This is a genomic window from Enterobacter cloacae complex sp. SHL001 (genome assembly GCF_049236825.1).
Lineage (GTDB): Bacteria > Pseudomonadota > Gammaproteobacteria > Enterobacterales > Enterobacteriaceae > Enterobacter > Enterobacter hormaechei_C.
This window is the reverse complement of record NZ_JBMKIP010000001.1, coordinates 399,961-424,541: the sequence shown is the minus strand read 5'-3', so window position 1 is coordinate 424,541 and position 24,581 is coordinate 399,961. Positions and strand designations below refer to the sequence as shown.

Here is a 24,581-nt window from a genome sequence, read left to right as displayed (position 1 = left end):
ACTATTCCGTTAAAAAAAACGGGCGCCTGAGCGCCCGGAGTGTTTAGTCGGTGAAAGGAATGATGATTTCACCCGGTTTCACCTCTATCCCTTTGGCATATTTTTTCGCCAGAGATTCGCCTTTGCTCTTGTCTTCGCTCAGAACATAGGCAGGCTGTTGGTTAAAGTAGTTCTGCAACGACTGGTTGAGATACGGCATCAGCGTTTGCAGCACCGGTTTCATTTTTTCCGGCGTCGCAACTGCATCGACGATTTCCATCTCTTGCAGGAAAATGGCCCCTTTCTCTTTATTAAAGACCGGCAGCGCCTTGAGCTTCAGCTTGATATCCGCTTTCTGATTGCCGAAGAGCGAGGTCATATCGAGGCTGGCATCGCCGGAAAGGGTGACTTTGTTAGGCTCCTCGCGCCCAATCTGGCTGGCGAGATTCGTCAGGACGATATGCGCATCCGCAAGGCCGGGCACGCCGATATCTTTTGAAAAGTTATTATGTTTTTCCAGCGCCTGATTAATTTCCTGCTCACTGACGGTGTACTGCGTAAGCTGGTTACATCCCACCAGCAGACCACTGACAATTAACGCAGCGGCAATAACGATCTTTTTCATGGCGTTCCTCAACATAAAATCGGCGCATCTGTCCTGATACGCCAGTATGTCAGGGTGATCCAACAGAAACCAGCAGAAAAAACTGATAGTGAAAGAGGGTCAGGCGCCAGGCTCCAGCATCCCGCGGGTGCTGCGTTTATCACTGAACTGCCACCAGAGGGCAATCAGCGTCATAAAGCCGACCATGCCGAGCATGACCCACGGCAGCTCCGGCTGATGGAGCGCTTTTCCGGCATCAAACAGCCAGCCACCACCGGTGTAACCCAGTGCGCCGCCAAGCGCCAGCCCGAGACGGCTGAAGCCCATGTAGCTGCCTCGGGCCCGGGCGTCGGCAAGTGACGCGCTCAGCGTTTCACGGGCTGGCTCGGCAATGATTGAGCCAATATAGAAGGTGCAGATCAGCATAAACAGTTGCTGAAGCGAACTCACCAGGCCGATGGGCATCATGCTCAGCGTCATCAGCAACAGCCCGGCCATCAGACGGTGCTCAAGCCGGAAACGGCGCTCGCTCCAGCGGGCAATCGGATAGAGCAGCGTCAGAGAGAGGCAGGCCTCAATGGCATACATCCATTTCACCGCTGCCGGCGTGCCGGCAATATCGTTAACCATAATGGGCAGCATCAGCATGACCTGCACGGCGAGCATGTAGTAGCCGGTCAGGGTTAACACATAGGTGACGAAGCGTTTATCGCTCAGCACGCGGTCAAGCCCTTCCCGCACAGGCGCCTTCACCGTCGACAGCTTCCACGCGGGCAGAAACAGACCGTTAAACAGCGCGCAGAGAATAAACAACACCGCGCCGGTGGCGCAGACCAGGCGGAAATCGTATTGCAGCAGCCAGCTTCCCAGCAGGGCGCCCACCACCGCGCCAGCGCTGTCCTGCATCATCAAAATGGAGAAGAAGCGCCCCCGGTGTTGCGGACGGATAAGCTTAACCACCAGCGCGGTACGCGGTGGGTCGAAAAGGGTGCCGCCAATCCCGGAAAGGAAACAGGAGAACCACAGCAGCCAGGGTTCATGAGCGATTGCCATGGTGGCGAATCCCGCCGCACGTAACAGCATGCCGGTGACGATCATCGGTTTCGCGCCGAAGCGGTCGGCTATTGCGCCGCCAAACACGCCCAGACCCTGTTGTACAAACTGGCGTAGACCCAGCGCGATCCCGACCATCAATGCCGCCCAGCCCATTTGATCGACAAAACGAATCGATATAAGCGGAAAAACGACAAAAAAGCCGAGCACGACCAGCATGTTATCGACGAGCAGGAAATATTTACCCAGGCTCCTGGCCTGTGATACGCGGGACATTTCCCCTCCAGGGAAAATAAAAGATGAGCACGCTAACATTCTGCGGTGTCGCCGGGCTTTTTCCCATACCCGCTGGCGACAATATTTTTTTATCAAAAAGGTGCTTTGATAGAGAGTTCTCATCGAAAAATGTGAAAAGCGATCAAAATGGTATGTCACTGTTTTCACAGAAGGCACAGGCGCAGGTATAGTAAAGCTAACAGGCAGAGCAGAAGCGACGGGAAGGAGTGGTAACGATGTTTGGCTATCGCAGTAATGTGCCAAAAGTGCGTCTGACGACGGACAGGCTGGTCGTTCGTCTGGTGCATGAGCGTGATGCCTGGCGTCTGGCGGATTATTACGCCGAGAATCGCCAGTTTTTAAAACCCTGGGAACCCGTTCGGGACGAGAGCCACTGCTACCCCTCTGGCTGGCAGGCGCGCCTCAGTATGATTGCGGAATTTCATAAACAGGGAAGTGCGTTTTATTTCGCGCTTCTCGATCCGGAAGAGAAAGAGATCGTTGGCATTGCCAATTTTTCAAACGTGGTACGCGGGTCGTTTCACGCCTGTTACCTCGGGTATTCCATCGGTCAGAAATGGCAGGGGCAGGGGCTCATGTTTGAGGCGCTGACGGCGGCGATTCGCTACATGCAGCGCACGCAACATATCCATCGCATTATGGCCAACTACATGCCGCACAATAAGCGCAGCGGCGATCTGCTGGCCCGCCTGGGGTTTGAGAAAGAGGGCTATGCCAAAGATTATCTGCTGATTGACGGCGAGTGGCGGGACCATGTGCTCACCGCGCTCACCACGCAGGAGTGGACCGCGGGTCGTTAAGGAGAAAAAATGAAATATCAGTTAAATGGCGCCGAAGCGCGCGTGGTCGGCTGCCTTCTGGAAAAGCAGGTCACCACGCCGGAACAGTATCCTCTGTCCGTGAATGCCGTCACGATGGCCTGCAACCAGAAGACGAACCGTGAGCCGGTGATGAACCTTGGCGAGCACGAGGTGCAGGATACCCTTGACGAGCTGGTGAAGCGCCACTACCTGCGCACCGTCAGCGGCTTCGGTAATCGCGTCACTAAATATGAACAGCGCTTTTGTAATTCCGAATTTGGTGATTTAAAACTCAGTGCCGCGGAAGTGGCAGTGATCACCACGCTGCTGCTGCGCGGGGCGCAGACGCCGGGTGAACTGCGCACACGCGCCTCCCGCATGCATGAGTTTCAGGATATGCAGGACGTTGAACAGACGCTGGAGCGATTAGCCTCACGCGAGGACGGTCCTTACGTGGTGCGTCTGCCCCGCGAGCCGGGCAAGCGTGAAAGCCGCTACATGCACCTGTTTAGCGGCGACGTTGAGCCCTCTGCGCTGGTCGTAGAATCCGACACGCCAGCATCAAACGACAGCCTGACCGCGCGCGTGGCAGCCCTGGAAGACGAGGTTGCCGGGCTGAAGCAGCGTCTGGATGCGTTACTCGCACATCTGGGAGATTAATCGTGACAACATTCCGCATTGGTGTTGTGGGGCTGGGAGGGATTGCGCAAAAAGCCTGGCTGCCCGTTTTAGGCGCCGCGTCCGACTGGACGCTGCAAGGGGCGTGGTCGCCCACCCGCGAGAAAGCAGAGCGCATCTGCAAAACCTGGCGCATCCCTTATGCCGGTTCGCTACAGGATTTAGCCCGTGAATGTGATGCGGTATTTGTGCATACCTCAACCGCGACGCACTACCAGGTGGTGAGCGAGTTGCTGAACGCAGGCGTTCACGTCTGCGTGGATAAACCCCTGGCGGAAAATGTACAGGATGCTGAACGACTGATTGAGCTGGCCGCGCGTAAAAAGCTGACGCTGATGGTCGGCTTCAACCGCCGTTTTGCGCCGCTCTATCAGCAGCTTAAAGCGCAGTCCGGCTCGTTCGCCTCTCTGCGTATGGATAAGCACCGTACCGACAGCGTGGGGCCTAACGACCTGCGCTTCACGCTGCTGGATGATTATCTCCACGTCGTGGATACGGCCCTGTGGCTGAGTAACGGAAAAGCCCAGCTGCAAAGCGGCACGCTGCTGACCAACGAGCAGGGTGAGATGGTTTACGCCGAACATCATTTTGCCGTTGAGCATTTGCAGGTGACGACCAGCATGCATCGTCGGGCGGGCAGCCAGCGCGAGTCCGTGCAGGCCGTTACGGATGGCGCGCTGTATGACGTCACCGATATGCGAGAGTGGCGGGAAGAGAAGGGCAATGGCGTGGTCGCGTTACCGGTTCCCGGCTGGCAAAGCACCCTGGAGCAGCGTGGCTTCGTGGGCTGCGCGCGTCACTTCATCACCTGCGTGCAGAATCAGACGGTTCCTGAAACGTCCGGGGAGCAGGCTATTCTGGCGCAGCGCATTGTGGAACGACTCTGGCGCGAAGCCATGTCGGAATAACGCGTTGTAACATCTGCCGATAGTAATTCGTTGAAATCCGGTTAGACTAAGCGCCGCTTGTTGGCTTTGCCGGGTGGCGCTAACGCTTGCCCGTCCTGGAAATCCGTAGGGTTGTGGAACTTCACGTTAATGAACTTATTAAAATCGCTGGCGGCCGTCAGCTCGATGACCATGTTTTCCCGCGTGCTTGGCTTTGCGCGCGATGCCATTGTGGCAAGGGTTTTTGGCGCCGGGATGGCGACTGACGCCTTTTTCGTCGCCTTTAAGCTGCCAAACCTGCTGCGCCGTATTTTTGCCGAAGGGGCCTTTTCACAGGCATTTGTTCCGATCCTCGCAGAATATAAAAGCAAACAGGGCGAAGATGCCACCCGCGTCTTTGTGGCCTACGTTTCCGGATTACTGACGCTGGCGCTGGCGATCGTGACCGTCCTGGGGATGCTGGCAGCGCCCTGGGTGATCATGGTGACGGCGCCGGGTTTTGCTGACACAGCGGATAAATTTACCCTGACCACCCAACTGCTGCGTATAACCTTCCCCTATATTCTGCTGATTTCGCTGGCGTCGCTGGTGGGTGCCATCCTGAATACCTGGAACCGCTTCTCCGTTCCGGCCTTTGCCCCCACGTTCCTCAACGTCAGCATGATTGGCTTTGCGCTGTTCGCCGCGCCGCATTTTAACCCACCGGTGCTGGCGCTGGCCTGGGCCGTGACCGTCGGCGGCGTGTTACAGCTTGCTTACCAGCTTCCGCACCTGAAAAAAATCGGCATGCTGGTTCTGCCGCGCATTAATTTCAAAGATGCGGGCGCAATGCGCGTTATCAAACAGATGGGACCGGCGATACTCGGCGTGTCCGTTAGCCAGATCTCGCTGATCATCAATACCATCTTCGCCTCTTTCCTGGTGTCGGGCTCGGTGTCCTGGATGTACTACGCCGATCGTCTGATGGAGTTTCCATCCGGGGTGCTGGGCGTGGCGCTGGGGACTATTCTGCTGCCGTCGCTGTCGAAAAGTTTCGCCAGCGGCAACCACGATGAATACTGCCGCCTGATGGACTGGGGCCTGCGTCTCTGTTTTCTGCTGGCGCTGCCAAGCGCGGTGGCGCTGGGGATCCTGGCGAAACCGCTGACGGTGTCGTTGTTCCAGTATGGAAAGTTCACCGCCTTTGATGCCGCCATGACCCAGCGTGCGCTCGTAGCCTACTCGGTGGGGCTGATGGGGCTGATTGTCGTGAAGGTGCTTGCGCCCGGTTTCTATTCACGTCAGGACATCAAAACGCCGGTTAAGATTGCCATTGTGACGCTGATCATGACGCAGCTGATGAACCTGGCGTTTATTGGACCGCTGAAACACGCGGGGCTGTCACTGTCGATTGGTCTGGCGGCCTGTCTGAACGCCGGGCTGCTGTACTGGCAGCTGCGCAAGCAGGATATCTTCACACCGCAGCCGGGCTGGGCAAGCTTCCTGCTGCGTCTGGCGATTGCGGTAGTGGTGATGGCGGCCGCGCTGGTTGGCATGTTGTATGTCATGCCTGAGTGGGCGCAGGGCACCATGCCTTACCGCCTGATGCGTCTGATGGCCGTGGTGGTGGTCGGTGTGGTGGCGTACTTTGCCACGCTGGCAGTGCTTGGCTTCAAAGTGAAAGAGTTCACCCGCCGCACGGTATAAACGCCAAAAGGGGAGTTCACCAGAAGGTGCTCCCCGCTTCATGACGTGCCGCTACTGCGTCAAATCGAAATCTTTTTCCCACCCGTGATACGTGCCGTGGCCGTCTGACCATCCGCACCGTACAGCCCCGGCTCTTTATAGGGCTTTAACACTTCAAGCGCCTGCTGATTACGGATAATCTGTCCTTCCAGCAGCCAGCCGTTATGCTGGTTGAGATCGCGAAGATGCTGGGTTTTTTCTGTAATGGTCTGCCAGCGTTCGTTGATCTCATCATTGGCGCTGCGTTTCGCGTCTTGCTCAGCGCGTCGCTGTTTTTCCAGATAATCCAGGGTCGCCAGCAGCGAGCTTTTATCTTCAGTTATGCGTTGCAACGCGCTGCCGTTGATTTGACCAGAAGAGAGGTGGTGCTGTTCTGCATCCATCACCGTTTTCAGGTCGTTCAGGACCACCGTCATCTGATCCAGTATTTCTGACAGTCGACTCATACGGTTAGTTACTCTGGAGGAAACTCTGTGCGTCCTGAATCAGCGCATCAGCGATTTTGCTGGTATCCATTTTCAGTTCGCCGTTACGGATAGCCGTTTTCAGCGCTTCAACACGTTCCATGTTGATATCGCTGCTGCCTGGCTGCATCAGCTTCGACTGCGCATCGCTCAGCGTGACGCTGGTGCTGTTAGCCGTCGACGTTTTTTCCAGACGCGTTTTTTGCGGGGCAGCCTCATTCGTTTCGCGAGGTTGTACAGTGCTAACCGGCTTCAGGGCTGATGTACGATCAATGCTCATAGTGTTGTCCTCATCGAGGGTTCGCGGCGTTTGCGCCTGACATCATCATTTGTTGAATATTTATCGGCAGTCGCCGCGAAATCTTTAAAAAGATTACAGGTTAATCAGAATATTCCCATCAGGACCGACCGTGCCGCTGACCACCTGGCCTGAGGACATTCTGACCCGGGCATTTTGTGCCACTGCGGCATTATTCAGCGCTTTTCCTTCACTGTTGATACTAAAGCCTTCGCCATTGGCGACCACCATCACCTGTTGTCCTGCTTTCACCCGCCACGCCTGGCGCAGCATGGATAGCTGTATCGCCTGTCCAGGAGCGACATCGCGCAGGCTGACCGCCTCCTGAGCCTGGTTGATATCCAGCATCGTCCGCGGTGGAAGCTGATCCAGACGGCCTCGCTTCAGCGTTACGCTGTCAGGTTGCAGCAGGCTGCCCCGGGGAATGGGAACGGCGGCGACAACATAATTGCCCGTCGCCTGAACCGCAACCTGTAAATAGCGTTTTTCGTTGGCGCAACGCGCCAGCACGTTCACGTTGCCCCATAAGCGGGTGCTGCCGGTCACGCTAAATGACGGGGCTTCGCAGGAAGGGTAAAGGTTAGGCGGGGTGCGCACGGTCACGCGTACGTCATCGCTGAAACCGGCCAGCTTCTGCGCAAAGAATGCATTGAGCTGGTCTTCTAACCCCTCAGCCTGCACCAGAGGGCTTAAAAGCAGTAGGGTCGCCGCCAGGCCACGTTTAAAAGTCCGCATCGCACGTTCCACCATGTCCAGAATTTAGCAAATTCTACCCGCAGTGGTTTTCCATCAACGCAACAAATAGCGACGCATTTTGCGCTTATTCCGTCGATAGGGGAGACGGGGTGAGATTTAAGCTGTGAACTGAAATTTTCTCATCAGCGGAGGAGACATGCTCGATAAACTCGACGCCGCGTTACGTTTTCAGCAGGAAGCGCTCAATTTACGCGCCCAGCGGCAGGAGATTTTAGCCGCCAATATCGCCAACGCGGATACCCCCGGGTATCAGGCGCGCGATATTGATTTTTCCAGTGAACTCAAAAAAGTGATGGAGCGTGGACGTGCCGAAGGAACGGGTGTCTCACTGGCCCTGACATCCTCACGTCATATTCCCGCTCAGGCGATGACCGCGCCAACGACCGACCTGCTTTACCGTATTCCCGATCAGCCCTCACTTGATGGCAATACCGTCGACATGGACCGGGAGCGCACACAGTTTGCCGATAACAGCCTGCAATACCAGACAGGTCTGACGCTACTCGGCGGGCAAATTAAAGGCATGATGACCGTCCTACAGGGGGGCAATTAGTAAATGGCCTTGCTGAATATTTTTGATATCGCCGGTTCGGCATTAACGGCGCAGTCCAAACGACTGAACGTGGCCGCCAGTAACCTGGCCAACGCCGACAGCGTGACCGGCCCTGACGGGCAACCGTATCGCGCTAAACAGGTTGTCTTCCAGGTTGATGCTGCACCGGGTGCGGCAACGGGCGGCGTAAAAGTGGCGGACGTGGTTGAGAGCCAGGCACCCGACAAGCTGGTTTACGAGCCTGGCAACCCGCTCGCGGATGCCAGCGGCTACGTGAAAATGCCGAACGTGGATGTGGTCGGGGAGATGGTGAACTCCATGTCCGCGTCGCGCAGTTACCAGGCAAATGTCGAAGTGCTTAATACCGTGAAGAGCATGATGCTCAAAACACTCACTCTCGGCCAGTAAAGGAGACACGCATGTCCATCGCCGTAAACGTGAATGACCCGACAAATACCGGCGTCAACAGCACCAGCAGTGCGACCGGTTCCAGCTCTCTCACCGGGAGCAATGCCTCCGATTTACAGAGCAGCTTTCTGACCCTGCTGGTGGCACAGCTGAAAAATCAGGACCCGACCAATCCGATGCAGAACAACGAACTGACCACGCAGCTTGCGCAGATCAGTACCGTCAGCGGCATTGAGAAACTGAACACCACGCTCGGCTCGGTCTCCGGTCAAATCGATAACAGCCAGTCCTTGCAGGCCGCCAACCTGATCGGTCACGGGGTGATGATCCCGGGGACCACGATTCTGGCGGGCACCAGCACTACCGATGGCACGTCCACCACCACCACGACGCCGTTTGGCGTTGAGTTGCAGCAGCCAGCCGACAAAGTCACCGCCACAATCAAAGACGCCAGCGGCAACGTGGTGCGCACGATTGAGATTGGCGAGCTTAAAGCGGGCGTTCATACCTTTACCTGGGATGGCAGCCTGACCGACGGCACTAAAGCGCCTAACGGCTCGTATCAGGTTGCGATTAGCGCCAGCAACGGCACCACTCAGCTGGTGGCTCAGCCGCTACAGTTTGCCCTGGTTCAGGGCGTCATCAAGGGTAGCGATGGCAACAAACTGGATTTGGGTACCTCCGGTACCACCACACTCGACGAAGTTCGGCAGATTATCTAAGCCTTAATACTTATCAGGAGTAAGTCATGGCCTTTTCTCAAGCGGTCAGCGGCCTGAATGCTGCGGCCACCAACCTGGACGTCATTGGCAACAACATCGCCAACTCCGCGACCTATGGTTTTAAATCCGGTTCTGCGTCTTTTGCAGATATGTTTGCAGGCTCTAAAGTGGGTCTGGGCGTGAAGGTTGCGGGTATCACCCAGGACTTCACCGACGGGACGACCACCAACACCGGTCGCGGTCTGGACGTCGCCATCAGCCAGAACGGTTTCTTCCGTATGGTGGATGCCAACGGTTCCGTGTTCTACAGCCGCAACGGCCAGTTCAAGCTGGATGAAAACCGTAACCTGGTGAACATGCAGGGGCTTCAGTTAACCGGTTATCCGGTTGCCGGCACGCCGCCTACGGTGCAAACCGGTGCGAATCCGCAGGCGATCTCCATCCCAACGACGCTGATGGCGGCGAAGTCCACCACCACGGCCTCTCAGCAGATCAACCTGAACTCCACCGATACCGCGCCAACCGTCGCCTTCGATCCGTCCAACCCTGACTCTTACAACAAGAAAGGCACCGTGACGGTGTTTGACAGTCAGGGTAATGCGCACAACATGAACCTGTTTTATGTCAAAAACGAGACGCCAGCTAACTCCTGGAAAGTGTATTCGCAGGACGGCAGCGTAGCGGGAGATGCAGCGAAACTGGCAACCACGCTGACCTTTAACGAGAGTGGTGTGCTGACGGGTGGCGATGATATCAAGATCACAACGGGCACCGTTCCGGGCGCGACGCCAGCCACGTTTGACATGAGTTTCGCCAACTCCATGCAGCAAAACACCGGTGCGAACAACATCGTGGCGACGAGCCAGAACGGTTATAAGCCGGGCGATCTGGTGAGCTACCAGATCAACGATGACGGTACCGTTGTCGGTAACTATTCGAACGAACAGACCCAGGTGCTGGGCCAGATCGTGCTGGCAAACTTCGCCAACAACGAAGGCCTGAAATCCGAAGGGGATAACGTCTGGTCTGCCACGCAGTCTTCCGGTGTTGCCCTGCTGGGTACCGCGGGTTCCGGTAACTTCGGCACGCTGACTAACGGCGCGCTGGAAGCCTCCAACGTCGATCTGAGTAAAGAGCTGGTGAACATGATCGTCGCGCAACGTAACTACCAGTCCAACGCGCAGACCATCAAAACCCAGGATCAGATCCTCAACACGCTGGTTAACCTGCGTTAAGCAGCTGACGGGAAAGCGCAATGGATCACGCAATATATACAGCGATGGGCGCAGCAAGCCAGACGCTCAATCAGCAGGCTGTTACCGCCAGCAACCTGGCAAACGCCTCCACGCCAGGTTTTCGTGCGCAGCTCAACGCGCTGCGTGCGGTGCCGGTAGAAGGTCTGTCATTGCCTACGCGTACGCTGGTCACCGCCTCCACGCCGGGCGCCGACATGACGCCAGGCCAGATGGATTACACCGCGCGTCCGCTGGACGTTGCCCTTCAGCAGGACGGCTGGCTGGCGGTGCAAACGGCGGACGGCGGGGAAGGGTATACCCGCAACGGTAATATCCAGGTAAGCGCCACCGGGCAGCTGACGATTCAGGGGCATCCGGTGATGGGCGAAGCCGGTCCGTTGACGGTGCCGGAAGGGTCCGAGCTGACCATTGCGGCAGACGGGACCATCTCGGCGTTAAATCCGGGCGACCCGGCGAACACCGTTGCGCCTGTCGGTCGTCTGAAGCTGGTGAAAGCGGAAGGCAACGAAGTGCAGCGTGGCGATGACGGGATGTTCCGTCTGACCCAGGCGGCGCAGGCCACGCGTGGCGCCACGTTACAGGCCGACCCGACCATCCGCGTGATGTCCGGCGTGCTGGAAGGCAGTAACGTCAAACCGGTCGAAGCCATGACCGACATGATCGCCAGCGCCCGCCGCTTCGAAATGCAGATGAAAATTATCAGCAGCGTCGATGAAAACGCAGGCAAGGCTAACCAACTTCTGGCTATGAGTTAACAGGACTCCCTATGATCAGTTCTTTATGGATCGCGAAAACCGGTCTGGACGCACAGCAAACCAATATGGATGTGATTGCCAACAACCTGGCAAACGTCAGCACCAATGGTTTCAAGCGCCAGCGTGCGGTTTTCGAAGATTTGCTTTATCAAACGATTCGTCAGCCAGGGGCGCAGTCTTCTGAGCAAACCACGCTGCCGTCCGGTCTGCAAATTGGTACCGGCGTGCGCCCGGTCGCCACCGAGCGTCTGCACAGCCAGGGCAACCTGTCCCAGACCAACAACAGTAAAGACGTTGCCATTAAAGGTCAGGGTTTCTTCCAGGTGCAGCTGCCTGACGGGACCTCCGCCTATACCCGCGATGGTTCGTTCCAGGTGGATCAGAACGGCCAGCTGGTGACGGCGGGCGGTTTCCAGGTTCAGCCTGCGATCACCATACCGGCGAACGCGCTGAGTATCACCATTGGTCGTGACGGTATCGTCAGCGTCACTCAGCAAGGTCAGGCCGCGTCGGTCCAGGTTGGACAGCTCAACCTGACCACCTTCATGAACGATACCGGACTGGAAAGCATCGGCGAGAACCTCTACACCGAAACGCAGTCTTCCGGCACGCCAAATGAAAGTACCCCGGGCCTGAACGGGGCGGGGCTGCTGTATCAGGGGTATGTGGAAACCTCGAACGTTAACGTGGCGGAAGAGCTGGTGAATATGATCCAGGTCCAGCGCGCCTATGAAATTAACAGTAAAGCAGTGTCGACGACCGACCAGATGCTGCAAAAACTGACGCAACTCTAAGGTGTAGCCCGGTGCGGTAAACGTCGCACCGGCTCCCTGTTTTCGAAGATGAAGGCAATGCAAAAAAACGCGGCGTTTCGTTATCCGATCCTGACTGTTCTGGCCGTCACCCTCAGCGGGTGTGCCTGGATCCCGTCTAAACCATTGGTACAGGGTGCGACTACCGCCCAACCCGTTCCCGGCCCCGCGCCGGTGGTGAACGGCTCTATTTTCCAGACCGCGCAGCCGATTAACTACGGTTATCAGCCGCTGTTTGAAGACCGTCGTCCGCGTAACGTTGGCGATACGCTGACCATTGTGTTGCAGGAAAACGTCAGTGCGAGTAAGAGCTCGTCGGCGAACGCCAGCCGCGACGGCAAAACCAATTTTGGCTTCGACACCGTGCCGCGCTATCTGCAAGGGCTGTTCGGCAACGCCCGTGCGGATGTGGAAGCCTCCGGCGGCAACACCTTTAACGGTAAAGGTGGCGCGAACGCCAGCAACACCTTCAGCGGAACGTTGACGGTAACAGTTGATCAGGTTCTGGTGAACGGCAACCTGCACGTGGTGGGCGAAAAACAGATCGCCATTAACCAGGGTACGGAATTCATTCGCTTCTCCGGTGTGGTTAACCCTCGCACTATCAGCGGCACCAACACCGTACCGTCCACCCAGGTGGCGGATGCGCGCATTGAGTACGTCGGCAACGGCTACATCAACGAAGCGCAAAATATGGGCTGGCTGCAACGCTTCTTCCTTAACTTATCGCCGATGTAAGCGAGGTGACCTATGTATAAATTTCTCTTCGCCGTGGCGCTGTCGCTGGTCGCTACCGTTGCGCAGGCCGATCGCATACGCGATCTCACCAGCGTGCAGGGCGTGCGCGAAAACTCGCTGATTGGCTACGGCCTGGTGGTGGGGCTGGATGGGACGGGTGACCAGACGACCCAGACGCCGTTCACCACCCAGAGCCTGAACAACATGCTCTCGCAGCTCGGTATTACCGTACCGGCCGGGACCAACATGCAGCTGAAAAACGTGGCGGCCGTGATGGTGACCGCGTCTTATCCGGCCTTTGCGCGTCAGGGGCAGACCATCGACGTGGTTGTCTCGTCGATGGGTAACGCCAAAAGTCTGCGCGGCGGTACGCTGTTGATGACGCCGCTGAAAGGCGTCGACAGCCAGGTGTATGCTCTGGCGCAGGGCAACATTCTGGTTGGCGGAGCAGGCGCGTCGGCGGGTGGCAGCAGCGTGCAGGTGAACCAGCTGAACGGGGGACGTATTACCAACGGCGCGATCATCGAACGTGAGCTGCCGACCCAGTTCGGCACCGGCAACACCATTAACCTGCAACTGAATAACGAAGACTTTACGATGGCGCAGCAGATCGCTGACACCATCAACCGCAGCCGGGGCTACGGCAGCGCCACCGCGCTGGATGCCCGTACCGTGCAGATCCGCACGTCAACCGGCAGCAGCAACCAGGTGCGGTTGCTGGCCGATATCCAGAATATGGAAGTGAACGTGCCGGTGCAGGATGCGAAAGTCATTATCAACTCCCGTACCGGCTCGGTGGTGATGAACCGCGAAGTGACGCTGGACAGCTGCGCCGTGGCGCAGGGCAATCTCTCCGTCACGGTTAACCGCTCGGCCAACGTCAGCCAGCCGGATACCCCGTTTGGTGGCGGTCAGACGGTAGTGACCCCGCAGACGCAGATTGATTTGCGACAGAGCGGCGGTTCGTTGCAGAGCGTGCGCTCCAGCGCCAACCTGAACAGCGTGGTGCGTGCTCTGAATGCGCTGGGTGCAACGCCAATGGATCTGATGTCCATTCTGCAATCCATGCAAAGTGCAGGCTGCCTGCGCGCCAGACTGGAAATCATCTAAATGCTGACCGATAGCAAACTGTTGACCAGTGCCGCCTGGGATGCCCAGTCGCTCAACGAGCTGAAAACCAAAGCGGGCAAGGATCCGGCGGCGAATATCCGCCCGGTTGCCCGTCAGGTGGAAGGCATGTTCGTACAGATGATGTTGAAAAGCATGCGTGAAACCCTGCCGAAAGATGGCATGTTCAGCAGTGATTCCACGCGGCTTTACACCAGCATGTACGATCAGCAGATTGCCCAGCAAATGACCGCCGGAAAGGGGCTCGGCCTGGCGGACATGATCGTGAAGCAGACCGCAGCCGCTCAGGGGCTCCCGCCTGAAGAGGCCCCGCCGCAGGTGCCGCTGAAGTTTGATCTCGAAAAGGTGACCAGTTATCAAAATCAGGCGCTGACGCAGATGGTGCGTAAGGCGATGCCGAAGCCGGCAGAAACGCGTGACGAGCCGCTCTCCGGCGACAGCAAAGACTTCCTGGCGCAGCTCTCCCTGCCGGCGCGTCTTGCCAGTGAAGAGAGCGGCGTGCCGCACCATCTGATTCTGGCGCAGGCGGCGCTGGAGTCGGGCTGGGGGCAACGTCAGATCCGCAGGGAGAACGGTGAGCCGAGCTTCAACATCTTTGGCGTGAAGGCCACCTCCAGCTGGAAAGGGCCGACCACCGAGATCACCACCACCGAATATGAGAACGGTGCGGCAGTGAAGGTGAAAGCCAAATTCCGCGTCTACAGCTCGTATCTGGAAGCGTTGTCGGATTATGTCGGGCTGCTGAGCCGGAATCCGCGCTACACCGCCGTGACCCAGGCCGCCACGCCAGAGCAGGGCGCTCAGGCATTGCAGAATGCTGGCTACGCGACCGATCCAAACTATGCGCGCAAGCTGACCAGCATGATCCAGCAGCTGAAATCCATGTCTGAGAAGGTCAGCAAAGCGTATAGCACAGATCTCGAAAATCTGTTCTGAAAGTTCTCAAGTCCCGGTGGAGGTTGCCGATAACCTTCATCAGGACTCGTGTCTGAACGTATAAAAGGAACCCCCATGTCCAGTTTGATTAACAGCGCCATGAGTGGCCTCAGTGCTGCGCAGTCGGCACTCAATACCGTCAGTAATAATATTTCAAGCTACAACGTGGCAGGTTATACCCGCCAGACCACCATTCTGGGGGCATCAAACAGCACCCTGACCGGCGGTGGCTGGGTGGGTAACGGGGTCTATGTCTCCGGTGTTCAGCGTGAATATGATGCGTTTATCACCAACCAGCTGCGCGCGGCGCAGAACCAGAGCAGTGGGCTGACCACGCGCTACCAGCAGATGTCAAAAATTGACGACGTGCTTTCTGATACCACGAACTCGCTTTCTGCCAACCTCCAGGATTTCTTTAAAAGCCTGCAAACGCTGGTGAGTAACGCAGAAGATCCGGCTGCTCGCCAGACGGTACTCGGGAAGGCGGATGGTCTGGTAAACCAGTTTAAAACCAACGATCAATATCTCCGCGATCAGGATGCGCAGGTCAATACGGCGATTTCTACCAGCGTCGATCAGATCAATAACTACGCGAAACAGATTGCCAATCTTAACGATCAGATCTCCCGGCTGACTGGCGTCGGTGCGGGCGCATCCCCGAATGAACTGCTCGATCAGCGCGATCAGCTGGTGAGTGAACTGAACAAGATTGTCGGTGTGGACGTCACCGTACAGGACAGCGGCACCTACAACATCTCTATCGCCAACGGTTACACCCTGGTACAGGGCAGCAACGCCAGCCAGCTGGCGGCGGTGAAATCCAGTGCGGACCCAGCGCGTACAACAATTGCGTATGTGGATACCGCAGCGGGCAACGTGGAGATCTCAGAAAAACAGATCACCACGGGGTCGCTTGGGGGGCTGTTAACGTTCCGTTCTCAGGATCTGGATCAGGCGCGAAACACCCTTAACCAGATGGCGCTGGCGTTTGCGGATGCCATGAATACCCAGCACCAGGCTGGCTTTGATGCCAACGGGGATGCAGGCGGCAAGCTGTTTGATTTTGGCTCTCCGGCAGTGCTGAGTAACGGTAAAAACACCGGAAGCGCGTCCGTTACGGCCACGATGACGGACAGTACAAAGGTTCAGGCGACAAACTATAAAGTTGAGTACAACGGTACTGACTGGACAATCACGCGTCTGTCGGACAATACCAGCTTCACGGCCAAGCCTGACGCCAGCGGTAATCTGTCGTTTGATGGTCTCAACGTTAAGATTAGCGGCTCAGCCGATAATAAAGACAGTTTCATCGTCAAACCGGTGAATGACGTCATTGTGAATATGGACGTAGCGATCAGCGACGAATCCAAACTGGCGATGGCCTCCGCGAAAGGAAGCGGCGAAAGCGACAATACCAATGGCCAGAAGCTGCTGGATTTACAGAGCGCCAAATTGGTGGGAGGGAACAAAACCTTTAACGATGCTTATGCCGCGCTGGTCAGTACGGTGGGCAGCACCACGGCGTCGCTGAAAACCAGCAGCGAAACCAAAGTCAACGTGGTGACGCAGCTGACCAAACAACAGCAGTCAATCTCCGGGGTTAACCTGGATGAAGAGTATGGCAACCTGCAACGCTATCAGCAGTACTATCTGGCGAATGCGCAGGTGCTGCAAACGGCGAGCACGCTGTTTGATGCATTGATCAATATCCGCTAAGGCTGAGGCATAAAAAATGCGTATTAGTACTCAAATGATGTATGAGCAAAGCATGCGCGGCGTGACGAACTCCCAAAGCCTCTGGCTCAGCTACGGCGAGCAGATGTCTACGGGGAAGCGCATCAACCGTCCGTCTGACGATCCGATTGCCGCCTCGCAGGCCGTTGTGCTCTCTCAGGCTCAAACGCAAAACAGCCAGTATGCGCTGGCGCGCTCCTTCGCTACGACGAAAGTCTCGCTGGAAGAGAACGTGTTATCGCAAGTGACAACCGCTATCCAGGCTGCTCAGGAAAAGATTGTCAATGCGGGCAACGGTACGTTAAGTGACGATGACCGCGCTTCGCTGGCCACGAACCTGCAAGGTATTCGCGATCAGCTCATGAACCTGGCTAACAGCACGGACGGTAACGGTCGCTATATTTTTTCCGGTTACAAGACCGAAGCGGCGGCTTTCGACCAGGCGACGGGTGATTATAAGGGCGGCGGAACGCCAATCAGCCAGCAGGTTGACTCCGCGCGCACGATGCAAATTAGCCATACGGGCACTGAAGTTTTCGATAGCTTCACCAGCAATGCCAAGCCAGAGCCAGATGGTAGTGCGCCGGAAACGAATTTGTTCAAGATCCTCGACGCCGCAATTGAAGCGCTGAATAAGCCAATTGGGGAGGACGAAACGAAAGCCGAGGCGTTTACGGCGGCTATTGATAAAGCCAACCGTGGCCTGAGCAACTCCCTCAACAACGTGCTGACCGTGCGCGCCGACCTCGGCATCAAGCTGGATGAGCTGGGCAAGCTGGACGCTCTGGGTGAAGACCGCGCGCTGGGTCAGACGCAGCAGATGAGTAACCTGGTTGACGTGGACTGGAACTCGGTGATTTCGTCCTACACCATGCAGCAGGCGGCGTTGCAGGCCTCGTATAAAGCCTTTAGCGATATGCAGGGTATGTCTTTGTTCCAGATGAACAAATAAGACTCTGACCTGTTTGACATGTCTTGAAACTGGGCATGTTTTGACTGCCCAACCCGTCCGGGTTGGGCATTTTTTTTACACACTTTCTGCCTGTGCGGACAGCACCCGGGCGCTTTCAATCACTCTGATAGCCAGCGCAATGGCACCACACAGGGTTGCCAGAGCCACCACGCCAGACCAGCCTGCCAGCGTATAGATATTGCTGCCTAATGCCGAGCCCAGCGCCATTCCGATGAAAATGACGGTAAACAGCAGGGCGTTCAGGCGTCCGCGGGCCTGCGGCTCAAGGCTGTAGACCAGGTTCTGGTGGGCCACGAGGCTGGACTGCAAGCCGAGATCGAAACCGACCGCTGAGAGGGCAATCAGGATCAACTGACCGTGTACACCCAGTGCCGGCATCAGGAACATCAGGGCAAACGAGAGGGTCACCAGCGCGGCACCCAGCTGGGTCACTTTACCGGCGCCCAGCTTATCGGCAAGACCACCCGCCAGCGGTGCGGCCAGCGCGCCAGCGGCTCCGGCAATACCAAATCCACCCGCTATGGCACTGCCAAGGTGATACCGTTCCAGCAGCATGACCGCCAGCGTTGACCAGAATGCGCTAAAGGCAATCGACAGAAAACCCTGGGCCAGCGCCGCGCGACGCAGTGCCGGGTAACGACGCCACAGGTGCTTCATGGAACGCATCAGCGCGGGATAGCTCAGCGTGGAGTGAATAGCAAAACGTGGGAGTACGGCCCACATCACCACGCCGACAAAGGCAATGCTTGCAGCAGCCAGCTGATACATCACCCGCCAGCCAAAGGCTTCACCGACCACGCCGCTGACGGTTCTGGAGAGCAAAATCCCCAGCAGCAGGCCGGTCATCACCGTGCCGACCGTTTTTCCCTGTTTACCTTCCGGCGCGAGGATCGCTGCGGCCGGGACAATATCCTGCGCCATGGTGGCGGCCATGCCAATCAGCAGGCTGGTGAGCAGCAGGGAGTGCAGTTGTCCGGTCAGGCTACAACCCAGCAGGAACAGCGCCAGGGCCGCACTTTTTATCAGGATCAGCGTTCTGCGGTCATGACGATCGCCGAGCGGGAGCAGAAACAGGATGCCCAGGGCATAACCCGCCTGGGTGAGCGTCGGGACCATGCCCATGCCTTCGATGCTCAGATGCAGGTCTGAGCCCATCAGCGGCAGCAGAGGCTGGGCATAATAGATGGATGCCACGCTAAAGCCCGCACCGAGCGCCAGCATTAAGATTACCCAGCGGCTTACTGCCCGGGTGGTGGTTGTGTTCATAAGATGTACCTCATTCGTCGTGTGCGGCTATTTTTTATCAGTACGCCTTGTGACGGTAGCGGGCGCGGTGGTAAAACGCTTATACGTGTGGCGTATGGGTAAAAATGGTATGAAAAGGTCTGAGCGTATAGATCGGGTAGAACTGATGCGAACGTTTGTTCGCATTGTGGAGGCGGGGTCTCTTTCTGCGGCGGCACGTCAGCTGGCAACAACCCAGGCCACGGTGAGCCGACGGTTGCAGTCGCTTGAGACCATGCTGGGAGTACGCCTGATGCTGCGCACAACCCATACGACCCGGCTGACCGATGACGGCGAACGCTGCTATCAGCATGCCCGACGGGTGATTGACAGCTGGCTGGCGCTGGAAGACGAGGTAGGGCAGACGGAAGATGAACCGGTTGGGGTGCTGAGGGTGCGCGCCCCGCACGCGTTTGGCCAGGATCAGCTTCTGAAACCGTTAACCGAATTTTTACAGCGCTATCCCCAGCTTTCTGTAGAGTGGATGCTCAACGATCGCTCGGTTGATTTCCTCGGCGACAACCTTGACTGTGCTATTCGGGTGGGTGTGGAAGTCGATCCGGCAACCGTGTCCGTGCTGCTGGCTGAAGTGCCGCGCTCGGTGGTGGCTTCACCGGAATTACTGGCCCGTTATCCCGCGGTTAAAACGCCGGAAGATTTGCAGCAGCTTCCCTGGATTGCCATCAGCTCTTTTTATCAACGCCATGTGGAGCTTTTCCACGATGCATCATCTGCCCCGGCGCGGGTTACCATTACGCCACGGCTGAGTACCGACAGCCTGTATGTGGCGCGCAATACGGCACTCACCGGGCTGGGCGTGGCGGTGGTATCCAGCTGGACAGTACAGGATGATATTCAGGAAGGAAGACTGGTGCATCTACTGCCAGAGTGGCAGCCGGCAGCGTTACCGGTACATCTGGTTTACCCCTGGTCTCGTTATTATCCGGCGCGCTTGCGGCGTTTTCTGGAGCTGATGCGGCAGATAATGCCGGAGGTCACCGGAATGAGAAAGCCCCTGCAACAGCCATAAAAAAGCCGACCCGAAGGTCGGCTTTCAGTCTTAGCGTGCGTTATTCAACAGGCTGAGGACGGGTCGCTGGCGCAGTAGCCATGTGCGTTGCACTGTGACCACCGGCAGCACCTTTGCCTTCGAAGTTGAATGCCGGACGAACCCAGTCGCTATGGCGTGGCGCTTCAGGTACATACTCAGGTGCCGGGGCGCGAGTCATCGGCGCGGTAGCAACGTGAGCAGGCGCTGGAGCGGCAACGACCTCAACCGGCTCGGATTTCACTTCAGCCTCTTTGACCTCTTCGACAACAGGCTCAACCTGAATCTCGACGTCCTGAACAACCTCTTCCGTCACCGTTTCGACGGCAACGTCTGCGGGCTCTTCTGCTGCGGAGACTGGTTCAGCTTCCTCCGCGACTTCTTCAGCCACCACGGTATCTTCTTCGGCAATGATCTGCGGGGCGGCATCAACCGGCGCAGCAATGACTTCAGGATGGTTCGTTTCCACTTCCACAGCCTGCGGTGCCGCCGTGTCAACAACCTGCGGTTCAACCACGGTTGCCGCTTCAGTCACGACGTCTTCCACCGCTGCTACCGGTGCAATCACCTCTTCGGTCACAGCCTGTTCTTCAACAGCCTGCTCCGGGCGAGCAACCGGATAACGGATCCAGACTTTACCGGATGCCATCTCAGGTGACGCGCACGCCACGGTCAGCGGCATTGGCGACTGAGTCGGGTAACGCTCGTCACGGTAGCGACGACGACGCTGGCCGCTCACGCGCAGGTGACGCGGAGAACGACGGGAGCGACGCGGCATACCTGCGTTGTCACGGTTTTCGCTGCTTTCGTCCTGCTCAACCTGATTTTCCACTACGGCTGGCAGGTCAACTTTCGCGACCTGGGTACCCGTTGTGCTTTCTGCTGCTTCAACCGCGATAACGTCGTTTTCTTCCGTCTGAACAGCACCCACACGTACTTTCTGGGTCAGCTGACGCTGCTTACGACGCGGCATAACCTGAGTACGCTCTTCCTGCTCCGTGTCCTGCTGTTCAACAGGCGCTTCGCGGTTCAGGTTTTTGACTTCCTGCTGGGCCTGGCGTTTCTCGTCGTTACGACGACGGTTACGCTCGCGGCGAGGCTGCTGCTCGTCACGCTGTTTGCTCTTCTCGGACTCATCGCCCGCCTGCTGGCGAATCTCACGATCTTCAACGTTCTGCTGTTGCTTCTCGCGACGGTTGCGACGGTTGTCCTCGCGTTGTTCACGACCTTCGTTGTTCTCGGAACGATTATCACGGCGCTCGTTACGATCGCTACGGTCGTTGCGGTCATTACGATCGCGACGATTGTTCTGACGCTTACGACGGTCCTGCTGACGCTCTGGTTTCGCTTCTTTTGGCGCTTCTTTCGGCTGCTCAGGCTGAACTTCTTCGCCAGCAAACATTTTTTTCAACGCGCCGAAGATGCGGCTCAGGAGACCCGGCTGCTCAGGCTGCGCTTTTGGCGCGGCAGGGGCCGCCTTTTGCACGGCAGGTTTTGCCGCTGGTTTTTCCAGCGTCGCTTCCGGCGGGGCTTCCGGCATGATGAAGGTTGCTAATGCAGGCTGCTCAGGCAGTTTACGCTCGGCAGGCTCTTCATCCGATGGCAGCGCCATTTCTTCTTCATGCAGCTTCGGTAGCAGGTAGCTGAGGGTGCTTGTCTCTTCGCCTTTACGCACGCGCAGCACGTGATAGTGCGGGGTTTGCATCTCGTCGTTTGGCACGATGATGCAGCGAACACCGCCCTGACGCGCTTCGATTGCGCTTACCGCTGCACGTTTTTCGTTCAGCAGGTAGGAGGCAATCGGCACCGGAACGATGGCGTGAACCTCTTTGGTGTTCTCTTTCAGCGCTTCTTCTTCAATCAGACGCAGAATAGAGAGGGAGAGCGATTCATTGTCACGCACGGTACCCGTACCGGAACAGCGCGGGCAGACGTGATGGCTGGACTCGCCGAGTGACGGGCTCAGACGCTGACGGGACATTTCCAGCAGGCCGAAGCGCGAGATATGGCTAATCTGGATACGTGCGCGATCCTGGCGCACCGCTTCACGCAGACGGTTTTCAACCGCACGCTGATGGCGAACCGGGGTCATGTCGATGAAGTCGATAACAATCAGACCACCCAGGTCGCGCAGGCGGAGCTGGCGGGCGATTTCATCAGCGGCTTCAAGGTTGGTGTTGAAGGCGGTCTCTTCGATGTCGCCGCCGCGGGTTGCACGCGCGGAGTTGATGTCGATAGCGGTCAGCGCTTCGGTGGTATCAATTACGATAGAACCGCCGGACGGCAGACGCACTTCACGCTGGAAGGCAGACTCGATCTGGGATTCAATCTGATAGTGGCTGAACAGCGGGATTTCACCGGTGTACAGTTTAATTTTGCTGGTGAAATCCGGGCGACCCAGCGCGGCGATGTGCTGGCGAGCCAGCTCAAGCACTTTCGGGTTATCAATCAGAATTTCACCGATGTCCTGACGTAGATAATCACGGAAGGCACGCACAATAACGTTGCTTTCCTGGTGGATCAGGAACGGAGCAGGACGGCTCTCAGCCGCTTTCTTGATGGCTTCCCAGTGCTTCAGACGGAAGCTCAGGTCCCACTGCAACGCTTCGGCAGATTTGCCGACGCCTGCGGTGCGCACGATAAGGCCCATGCCGTCTGGCAGCTCGAGACTTGCCAGCGCTTCTTTCAGCTCGGTACGGTCATCGCCTTCGATACGGCGAGAGATGCCACCCGCACGCGGGTTGTTTGGCATCAATACCAGATAGCTTCCTGCCAGGCTGATAAAGGTGGTCAGTGCGGCACCTTTGTTGCCACGCTCTTCTTTATCGATCTGGACGATAACTTCCTGACCTTCACGCAGAACATCTTTAATGTTCGGACGGCCATGGGAGTTGTAGTTTGCAGGAAAATATTCGCGGGCGATTTCTTTGAGAGGAAGGAAACCGTGACGCTCAGCACCGTAATCGACAAATGCAGCTTCAAGGCTTGGTTCAATGCGGGTGATTTTGCCTTTGTAAATGTTCGCTTTTTTCTGTTCGTGTCCAGGACTTTCGATATCCAGATCGTACAGGCGCTGCCCATCCACAAGGGCGACACGCAACTCTTCTTGCTGAGTTGCGTTGATTAACATTCTTTTCATCGTAACTTACTCGTTATTCTTACATTGACGACAAAGCTGCGGGCAAGGTGACGCTTTCCGGGGTATGAACCGATGGCCTCGTGTCTATTCACGTCGCCAACCTCACGGTTGTCGCTCGCTTAAGAGGCGCAGAGTGTCGGTTGCCTGTGTTTCATACGGAAACACAGCGCAATTATCAGGGGAATTGCCTGGGAAAACTCTCCAGAGAACAATCCTTATACCGGGAAGTACTGCAACCCGCAGCCCGCTAACTGCCTGAAAGATCAATACGTCTTACGCCATTGCTGCGTGGATGATCGGTCAGACAAAATTGGTCATTCCGTCGACATCCTTACAAAACCCGGATTTAACGCGGAAAACGGATTCATTATTCCACTGCTCGCCGGGTTATAGCAAGATGACTTTTACCAATTATCACCCGGTTACTCACAGTTTCTTCACTTCAACGGGGTGATTGGTTTAATAACCACCAAATCGATTGCGCGAAAGGGGAGTGGTCCGGATAAAAGTAAATATAAGCATAGAAAAATGAGTGGCGCTAATGTCTGACGCTATTTAGAATCGCCAACCATGAAAACAGAGACTCCAGCCGTAAAAATGGTTGCCATCGCCGACGACGAGGCGGGGCAACGTATCGATAATTTTTTGCGCACCCAGTTGAAGGGCGTGCCAAAAAGTATGATTTATCGCATCTTGCGTAAGGGCGAGGTGCGGGTGAACAAAAAACGCGTGAAGCCAGAGTATAAGCTCGAGGCGGGCGATGAAGTCCGGATTCCACCGGTACGTGTTGCAGAGCGTGAAGAAGAGGTCGTTTCTCCGAAGCTGCAAAAAGTCGCGGCCCTGAGCGACGTTATCCTTTATGAGGACGACCACATTCTGGTGCTGAATAAACCGTCCGGAACGGCGGTACACGGGGGGAGCGGTCTGAGCTTCGGCGTGATTGAAGGGTTACGCGCGCTGCGCCCGGAAGCGCGTTTCCTCGAACTGGTTCACCGTCTTGACCGCGATACCTCTGGCGTGCTGCTGGTGGCGAAAAAACGTTCTGCGCTGCGTTCTTTGCACGAGCAACTTCGTGAAAAAGGGATGCAGAAAGATTACCTGGCGCTGGTTCGCGGCCAGTGGCAGTCCCACGTGAAAGTGGTGCAGGCGCCGCTGCTGAAAAATATTCTGCAAAGCGGCGAGCGCATTGTTCGTGTTAATCAGGAAGGGAAACCGTCTGAGACGCGCTTTAAAGTTGAAGAGCGCTACGAATTCGCCACGCTGGTGCGCTGTAGTCCGGTGACGGGGCGTACCCACCAGATTCGCGTCCATACCCAGTTTGCGGGCCATCCGATTGCGTTTGATGACCGCTATGGCGATCGCGAATTTGATAAGCAGCTGGCGGGAACAGGGCTGTCGCGTCTGTTCCTGCACGCGGCAGCGCTGAAATTTACCCATCCTAATACCGGCGAAGTTATCCGTATTGAAGCGCCGCTGGATGAGCAGCTCAAACGCTGTCTGAAAGTTCTGCGCGGCTGATTTTGTGCCGGGTGGCGCTGCGCTTACCCGGCCTAC

The 24,581-nt window shown here is 56.9% G+C and carries 24 protein-coding genes; 17 read left to right on the top strand and 7 right to left on the bottom strand.

Annotated elements, in window-relative coordinates; all coding sequences use genetic code 11:
* Window positions 1-43: 43 nt before the first annotated feature.
* Complete coding sequence (locus ACOTYH_RS02195; protein WP_421637529.1) at window positions 44-604, bottom strand: lipoprotein; 561 nt, start codon at window positions 602-604, stop codon at window positions 44-46.
* Between the two features lie 99 nt (window positions 605-703).
* Entirely contained in the window at window positions 704-1,912 is a 1,209-nt protein-coding gene (gene mdtH / locus ACOTYH_RS02190; RefSeq protein ID WP_003858008.1) for a multidrug efflux MFS transporter MdtH, read from the bottom strand.
* Window positions 1,913-2,148: 236 nt separating this feature from the next.
* Between mdtH and rimJ the strand changes: the two genes are divergently transcribed.
* The 4 genes from rimJ (at window position 2,149) to murJ (ending at window position 5,984) form a co-directional block, all read left to right on the top strand.
* Window positions 2,149-2,733: a ribosomal protein S5-alanine N-acetyltransferase gene (gene rimJ / locus ACOTYH_RS02185; RefSeq protein ID WP_003858007.1), complete on the top strand. Its 585-nt coding sequence runs from the start codon at window positions 2,149-2,151 to the stop codon at window positions 2,731-2,733.
* Between the two features lie 9 nt (window positions 2,734-2,742).
* Entirely contained in the window at window positions 2,743-3,393 is a 651-nt protein-coding gene (locus ACOTYH_RS02180; RefSeq protein WP_062937657.1) for a YceH family protein, read from the top strand.
* Window positions 3,394-3,395: 2 nt separating this feature from the next.
* Complete coding sequence (locus tag ACOTYH_RS02175) at window positions 3,396-4,319, top strand: Gfo/Idh/MocA family protein (RefSeq protein WP_062937658.1); 924 nt, start codon at window positions 3,396-3,398, stop codon at window positions 4,317-4,319.
* 129 nt (window positions 4,320-4,448) lie between these two features.
* Complete coding sequence (gene murJ, locus ACOTYH_RS02170) at window positions 4,449-5,984, top strand: murein biosynthesis integral membrane protein MurJ (RefSeq protein WP_023303424.1); 1,536 nt, start codon at window positions 4,449-4,451, stop codon at window positions 5,982-5,984.
* A 59-nt stretch (window positions 5,985-6,043) separates the two neighbouring features.
* Here the strand turns inward: murJ and flgN are convergent, their stop codons facing one another.
* From flgN to flgA, 3 genes are all read right to left on the bottom strand, one after another.
* The gene (gene flgN / locus ACOTYH_RS02165; RefSeq protein WP_003858003.1) at window positions 6,044-6,469 is read right to left on the bottom strand and encodes a flagella biosynthesis chaperone FlgN; all 426 of its coding nucleotides are present in this window, start codon (window positions 6,467-6,469) and stop codon (window positions 6,044-6,046) included.
* 4 nt (window positions 6,470-6,473) lie between these two features.
* Complete coding sequence (flgM, locus tag ACOTYH_RS02160) at window positions 6,474-6,767, bottom strand: flagellar biosynthesis anti-sigma factor FlgM (RefSeq protein ID WP_003858002.1); 294 nt, start codon at window positions 6,765-6,767, stop codon at window positions 6,474-6,476.
* Between the two features lie 93 nt (window positions 6,768-6,860).
* Window positions 6,861-7,520 (bottom strand): flagellar basal body P-ring formation chaperone FlgA, encoded by a 660-nt coding sequence (gene flgA / locus ACOTYH_RS02155; RefSeq protein ID WP_023296301.1) that lies wholly within the window; start codon window positions 7,518-7,520, stop codon window positions 6,861-6,863.
* Between the two features lie 157 nt (window positions 7,521-7,677).
* Here flgA and flgB point away from each other — a divergent pair, with 157 nt between their 5' ends.
* The 11 genes from flgB to flgL all read left to right on the top strand — a co-directional run bounded on the left by flgB (window position 7,678) and on the right by flgL (window position 17,535).
* Window positions 7,678-8,094, top strand: coding sequence for a flagellar basal body rod protein FlgB (flgB, locus tag ACOTYH_RS02150; RefSeq protein WP_003857999.1), 417 nt, complete (start codon window positions 7,678-7,680; stop codon window positions 8,092-8,094).
* Between the two features lie 3 nt (window positions 8,095-8,097).
* Window positions 8,098-8,502: a flagellar basal body rod protein FlgC gene (flgC, locus tag ACOTYH_RS02145; RefSeq protein WP_003857997.1), complete on the top strand. Its 405-nt coding sequence runs from the start codon at window positions 8,098-8,100 to the stop codon at window positions 8,500-8,502.
* Between the two features lie 11 nt (window positions 8,503-8,513).
* On the top strand, window positions 8,514-9,224 hold the full coding sequence (gene flgD, locus ACOTYH_RS02140) for a flagellar hook assembly protein FlgD (protein ID WP_003857994.1): 711 nt from the start codon (window positions 8,514-8,516) through the stop codon (window positions 9,222-9,224).
* A 26-nt stretch (window positions 9,225-9,250) separates the two neighbouring features.
* The gene (flgE, locus tag ACOTYH_RS02135) at window positions 9,251-10,459 is read left to right on the top strand and encodes a flagellar hook protein FlgE (RefSeq protein WP_015570832.1); all 1,209 of its coding nucleotides are present in this window, start codon (window positions 9,251-9,253) and stop codon (window positions 10,457-10,459) included.
* Between the two features lie 20 nt (window positions 10,460-10,479).
* Window positions 10,480-11,235, top strand: coding sequence for a flagellar basal body rod protein FlgF (locus ACOTYH_RS02130; RefSeq protein ID WP_003857990.1), 756 nt, complete (start codon window positions 10,480-10,482; stop codon window positions 11,233-11,235).
* A gap of 11 nt (window positions 11,236-11,246) precedes the next feature.
* Entirely contained in the window at window positions 11,247-12,029 is a 783-nt protein-coding gene (gene flgG / locus ACOTYH_RS02125) for a flagellar basal-body rod protein FlgG (protein WP_421637528.1), read from the top strand.
* A 57-nt stretch (window positions 12,030-12,086) separates the two neighbouring features.
* Window positions 12,087-12,785, top strand: coding sequence for a flagellar basal body L-ring protein FlgH (gene flgH / locus ACOTYH_RS02120; RefSeq protein WP_003857987.1), 699 nt, complete (start codon window positions 12,087-12,089; stop codon window positions 12,783-12,785).
* Between the two features lie 12 nt (window positions 12,786-12,797).
* Window positions 12,798-13,895: a flagellar basal body P-ring protein FlgI gene (locus ACOTYH_RS02115; protein ID WP_017384733.1), complete on the top strand. Its 1,098-nt coding sequence runs from the start codon at window positions 12,798-12,800 to the stop codon at window positions 13,893-13,895.
* Window positions 13,896-14,849: a flagellar assembly peptidoglycan hydrolase FlgJ gene (flgJ, locus tag ACOTYH_RS02110; protein WP_017384732.1), complete on the top strand. Its 954-nt coding sequence runs from the start codon at window positions 13,896-13,898 to the stop codon at window positions 14,847-14,849.
* A 75-nt stretch (window positions 14,850-14,924) separates the two neighbouring features.
* Window positions 14,925-16,565 carry a flagellar hook-associated protein FlgK gene (gene flgK, locus ACOTYH_RS02105; RefSeq protein WP_017384731.1) on the top strand — a complete coding sequence of 547 codons (1,641 nt, stop codon included), beginning with the start codon at window positions 14,925-14,927 and terminating at the stop codon, window positions 16,563-16,565.
* A 16-nt stretch (window positions 16,566-16,581) separates the two neighbouring features.
* Window positions 16,582-17,535 (top strand): flagellar hook-associated protein FlgL, encoded by a 954-nt coding sequence (flgL, locus tag ACOTYH_RS02100; RefSeq protein WP_032670130.1) that lies wholly within the window; start codon window positions 16,582-16,584, stop codon window positions 17,533-17,535.
* Between the two features lie 75 nt (window positions 17,536-17,610).
* Here flgL and ACOTYH_RS02095 read toward each other — a convergent pair whose 3' ends face one another.
* A complete protein-coding gene (locus tag ACOTYH_RS02095; protein WP_421637527.1) occupies window positions 17,611-18,822 on the bottom strand; it encodes an MFS transporter in 1,212 nt (403 codons plus the stop codon).
* 94 nt (window positions 18,823-18,916) lie between these two features.
* On the opposite strand from ACOTYH_RS02095, the gene ACOTYH_RS02090 reads away from it, so the two are divergent.
* On the top strand, window positions 18,917-19,870 hold the full coding sequence (locus ACOTYH_RS02090; RefSeq protein WP_032671510.1) for a LysR family transcriptional regulator: 954 nt from the start codon (window positions 18,917-18,919) through the stop codon (window positions 19,868-19,870).
* A 40-nt stretch (window positions 19,871-19,910) separates the two neighbouring features.
* Here the strand turns inward: ACOTYH_RS02090 and rne are convergent, their stop codons facing one another.
* Window positions 19,911-23,027 carry a ribonuclease E gene (rne, locus tag ACOTYH_RS02085; RefSeq protein WP_058689465.1) on the bottom strand — a complete coding sequence of 1,039 codons (3,117 nt, stop codon included), beginning with the start codon at window positions 23,025-23,027 and terminating at the stop codon, window positions 19,911-19,913.
* Window positions 23,028-23,597: 570 nt separating this feature from the next.
* Between rne and rluC the strand changes: the two genes are divergently transcribed.
* Entirely contained in the window at window positions 23,598-24,545 is a 948-nt protein-coding gene (gene rluC, locus ACOTYH_RS02080) for a 23S rRNA pseudouridine(955/2504/2580) synthase RluC (protein ID WP_003857970.1), read from the top strand.
* Window positions 24,546-24,581: the final 36 nt, after the last annotated feature.

Bases quoted from the DNA above. Each gene is read 5' to 3' on its own strand.
- ACOTYH_RS02195 (WP_421637529.1), bottom strand. From the start codon at position 604: ATGAAAAAGATCGTTATTGCCGCTGCGTTAATTGTCAGTGGTCTGCTG.
- mdtH (WP_003858008.1), bottom strand. From the start codon at position 1,912: ATGTCCCGCGTATCACAGGCCAGGAGCCTGGGTAAATATTTCCTGCTC.
- rimJ (WP_003858007.1), top strand. From the start codon at position 2,149: ATGTTTGGCTATCGCAGTAATGTGCCAAAAGTGCGTCTGACGACGGAC.
- ACOTYH_RS02180 (WP_062937657.1), top strand. From the start codon at position 2,743: ATGAAATATCAGTTAAATGGCGCCGAAGCGCGCGTGGTCGGCTGCCTT.
- murJ (WP_023303424.1), top strand. From the start codon at position 4,449: ATGAACTTATTAAAATCGCTGGCGGCCGTCAGCTCGATGACCATGTTT.
- flgN (WP_003858003.1), bottom strand. From the start codon at position 6,469: ATGAGTCGACTGTCAGAAATACTGGATCAGATGACGGTGGTCCTGAAC.
- flgM (WP_003858002.1), bottom strand. From the start codon at position 6,767: ATGAGCATTGATCGTACATCAGCCCTGAAGCCGGTTAGCACTGTACAA.
- flgA (WP_023296301.1), bottom strand. From the start codon at position 7,520: ATGCGGACTTTTAAACGTGGCCTGGCGGCGACCCTACTGCTTTTAAGC.
- flgB (WP_003857999.1), top strand. From the start codon at position 7,678: ATGCTCGATAAACTCGACGCCGCGTTACGTTTTCAGCAGGAAGCGCTC.
- flgC (WP_003857997.1), top strand. From the start codon at position 8,098: ATGGCCTTGCTGAATATTTTTGATATCGCCGGTTCGGCATTAACGGCG.
- flgD (WP_003857994.1), top strand. From the start codon at position 8,514: ATGTCCATCGCCGTAAACGTGAATGACCCGACAAATACCGGCGTCAAC.
- flgE (WP_015570832.1), top strand. From the start codon at position 9,251: ATGGCCTTTTCTCAAGCGGTCAGCGGCCTGAATGCTGCGGCCACCAAC.
- ACOTYH_RS02130 (WP_003857990.1), top strand. From the start codon at position 10,480: ATGGATCACGCAATATATACAGCGATGGGCGCAGCAAGCCAGACGCTC.
- flgG (WP_421637528.1), top strand. From the start codon at position 11,247: ATGATCAGTTCTTTATGGATCGCGAAAACCGGTCTGGACGCACAGCAA.
- flgH (WP_003857987.1), top strand. From the start codon at position 12,087: ATGCAAAAAAACGCGGCGTTTCGTTATCCGATCCTGACTGTTCTGGCC.
- ACOTYH_RS02115 (WP_017384733.1), top strand. From the start codon at position 12,798: ATGTATAAATTTCTCTTCGCCGTGGCGCTGTCGCTGGTCGCTACCGTT.
- flgJ (WP_017384732.1), top strand. From the start codon at position 13,896: ATGCTGACCGATAGCAAACTGTTGACCAGTGCCGCCTGGGATGCCCAG.
- flgK (WP_017384731.1), top strand. From the start codon at position 14,925: ATGTCCAGTTTGATTAACAGCGCCATGAGTGGCCTCAGTGCTGCGCAG.
- flgL (WP_032670130.1), top strand. From the start codon at position 16,582: ATGCGTATTAGTACTCAAATGATGTATGAGCAAAGCATGCGCGGCGTG.
- ACOTYH_RS02095 (WP_421637527.1), bottom strand. From the start codon at position 18,822: ATGAACACAACCACCACCCGGGCAGTAAGCCGCTGGGTAATCTTAATG.
- ACOTYH_RS02090 (WP_032671510.1), top strand. From the start codon at position 18,917: ATGGGTAAAAATGGTATGAAAAGGTCTGAGCGTATAGATCGGGTAGAA.
- rne (WP_058689465.1), bottom strand. From the start codon at position 23,027: ATGAAAAGAATGTTAATCAACGCAACTCAGCAAGAAGAGTTGCGTGTC.
- rluC (WP_003857970.1), top strand. From the start codon at position 23,598: ATGAAAACAGAGACTCCAGCCGTAAAAATGGTTGCCATCGCCGACGAC.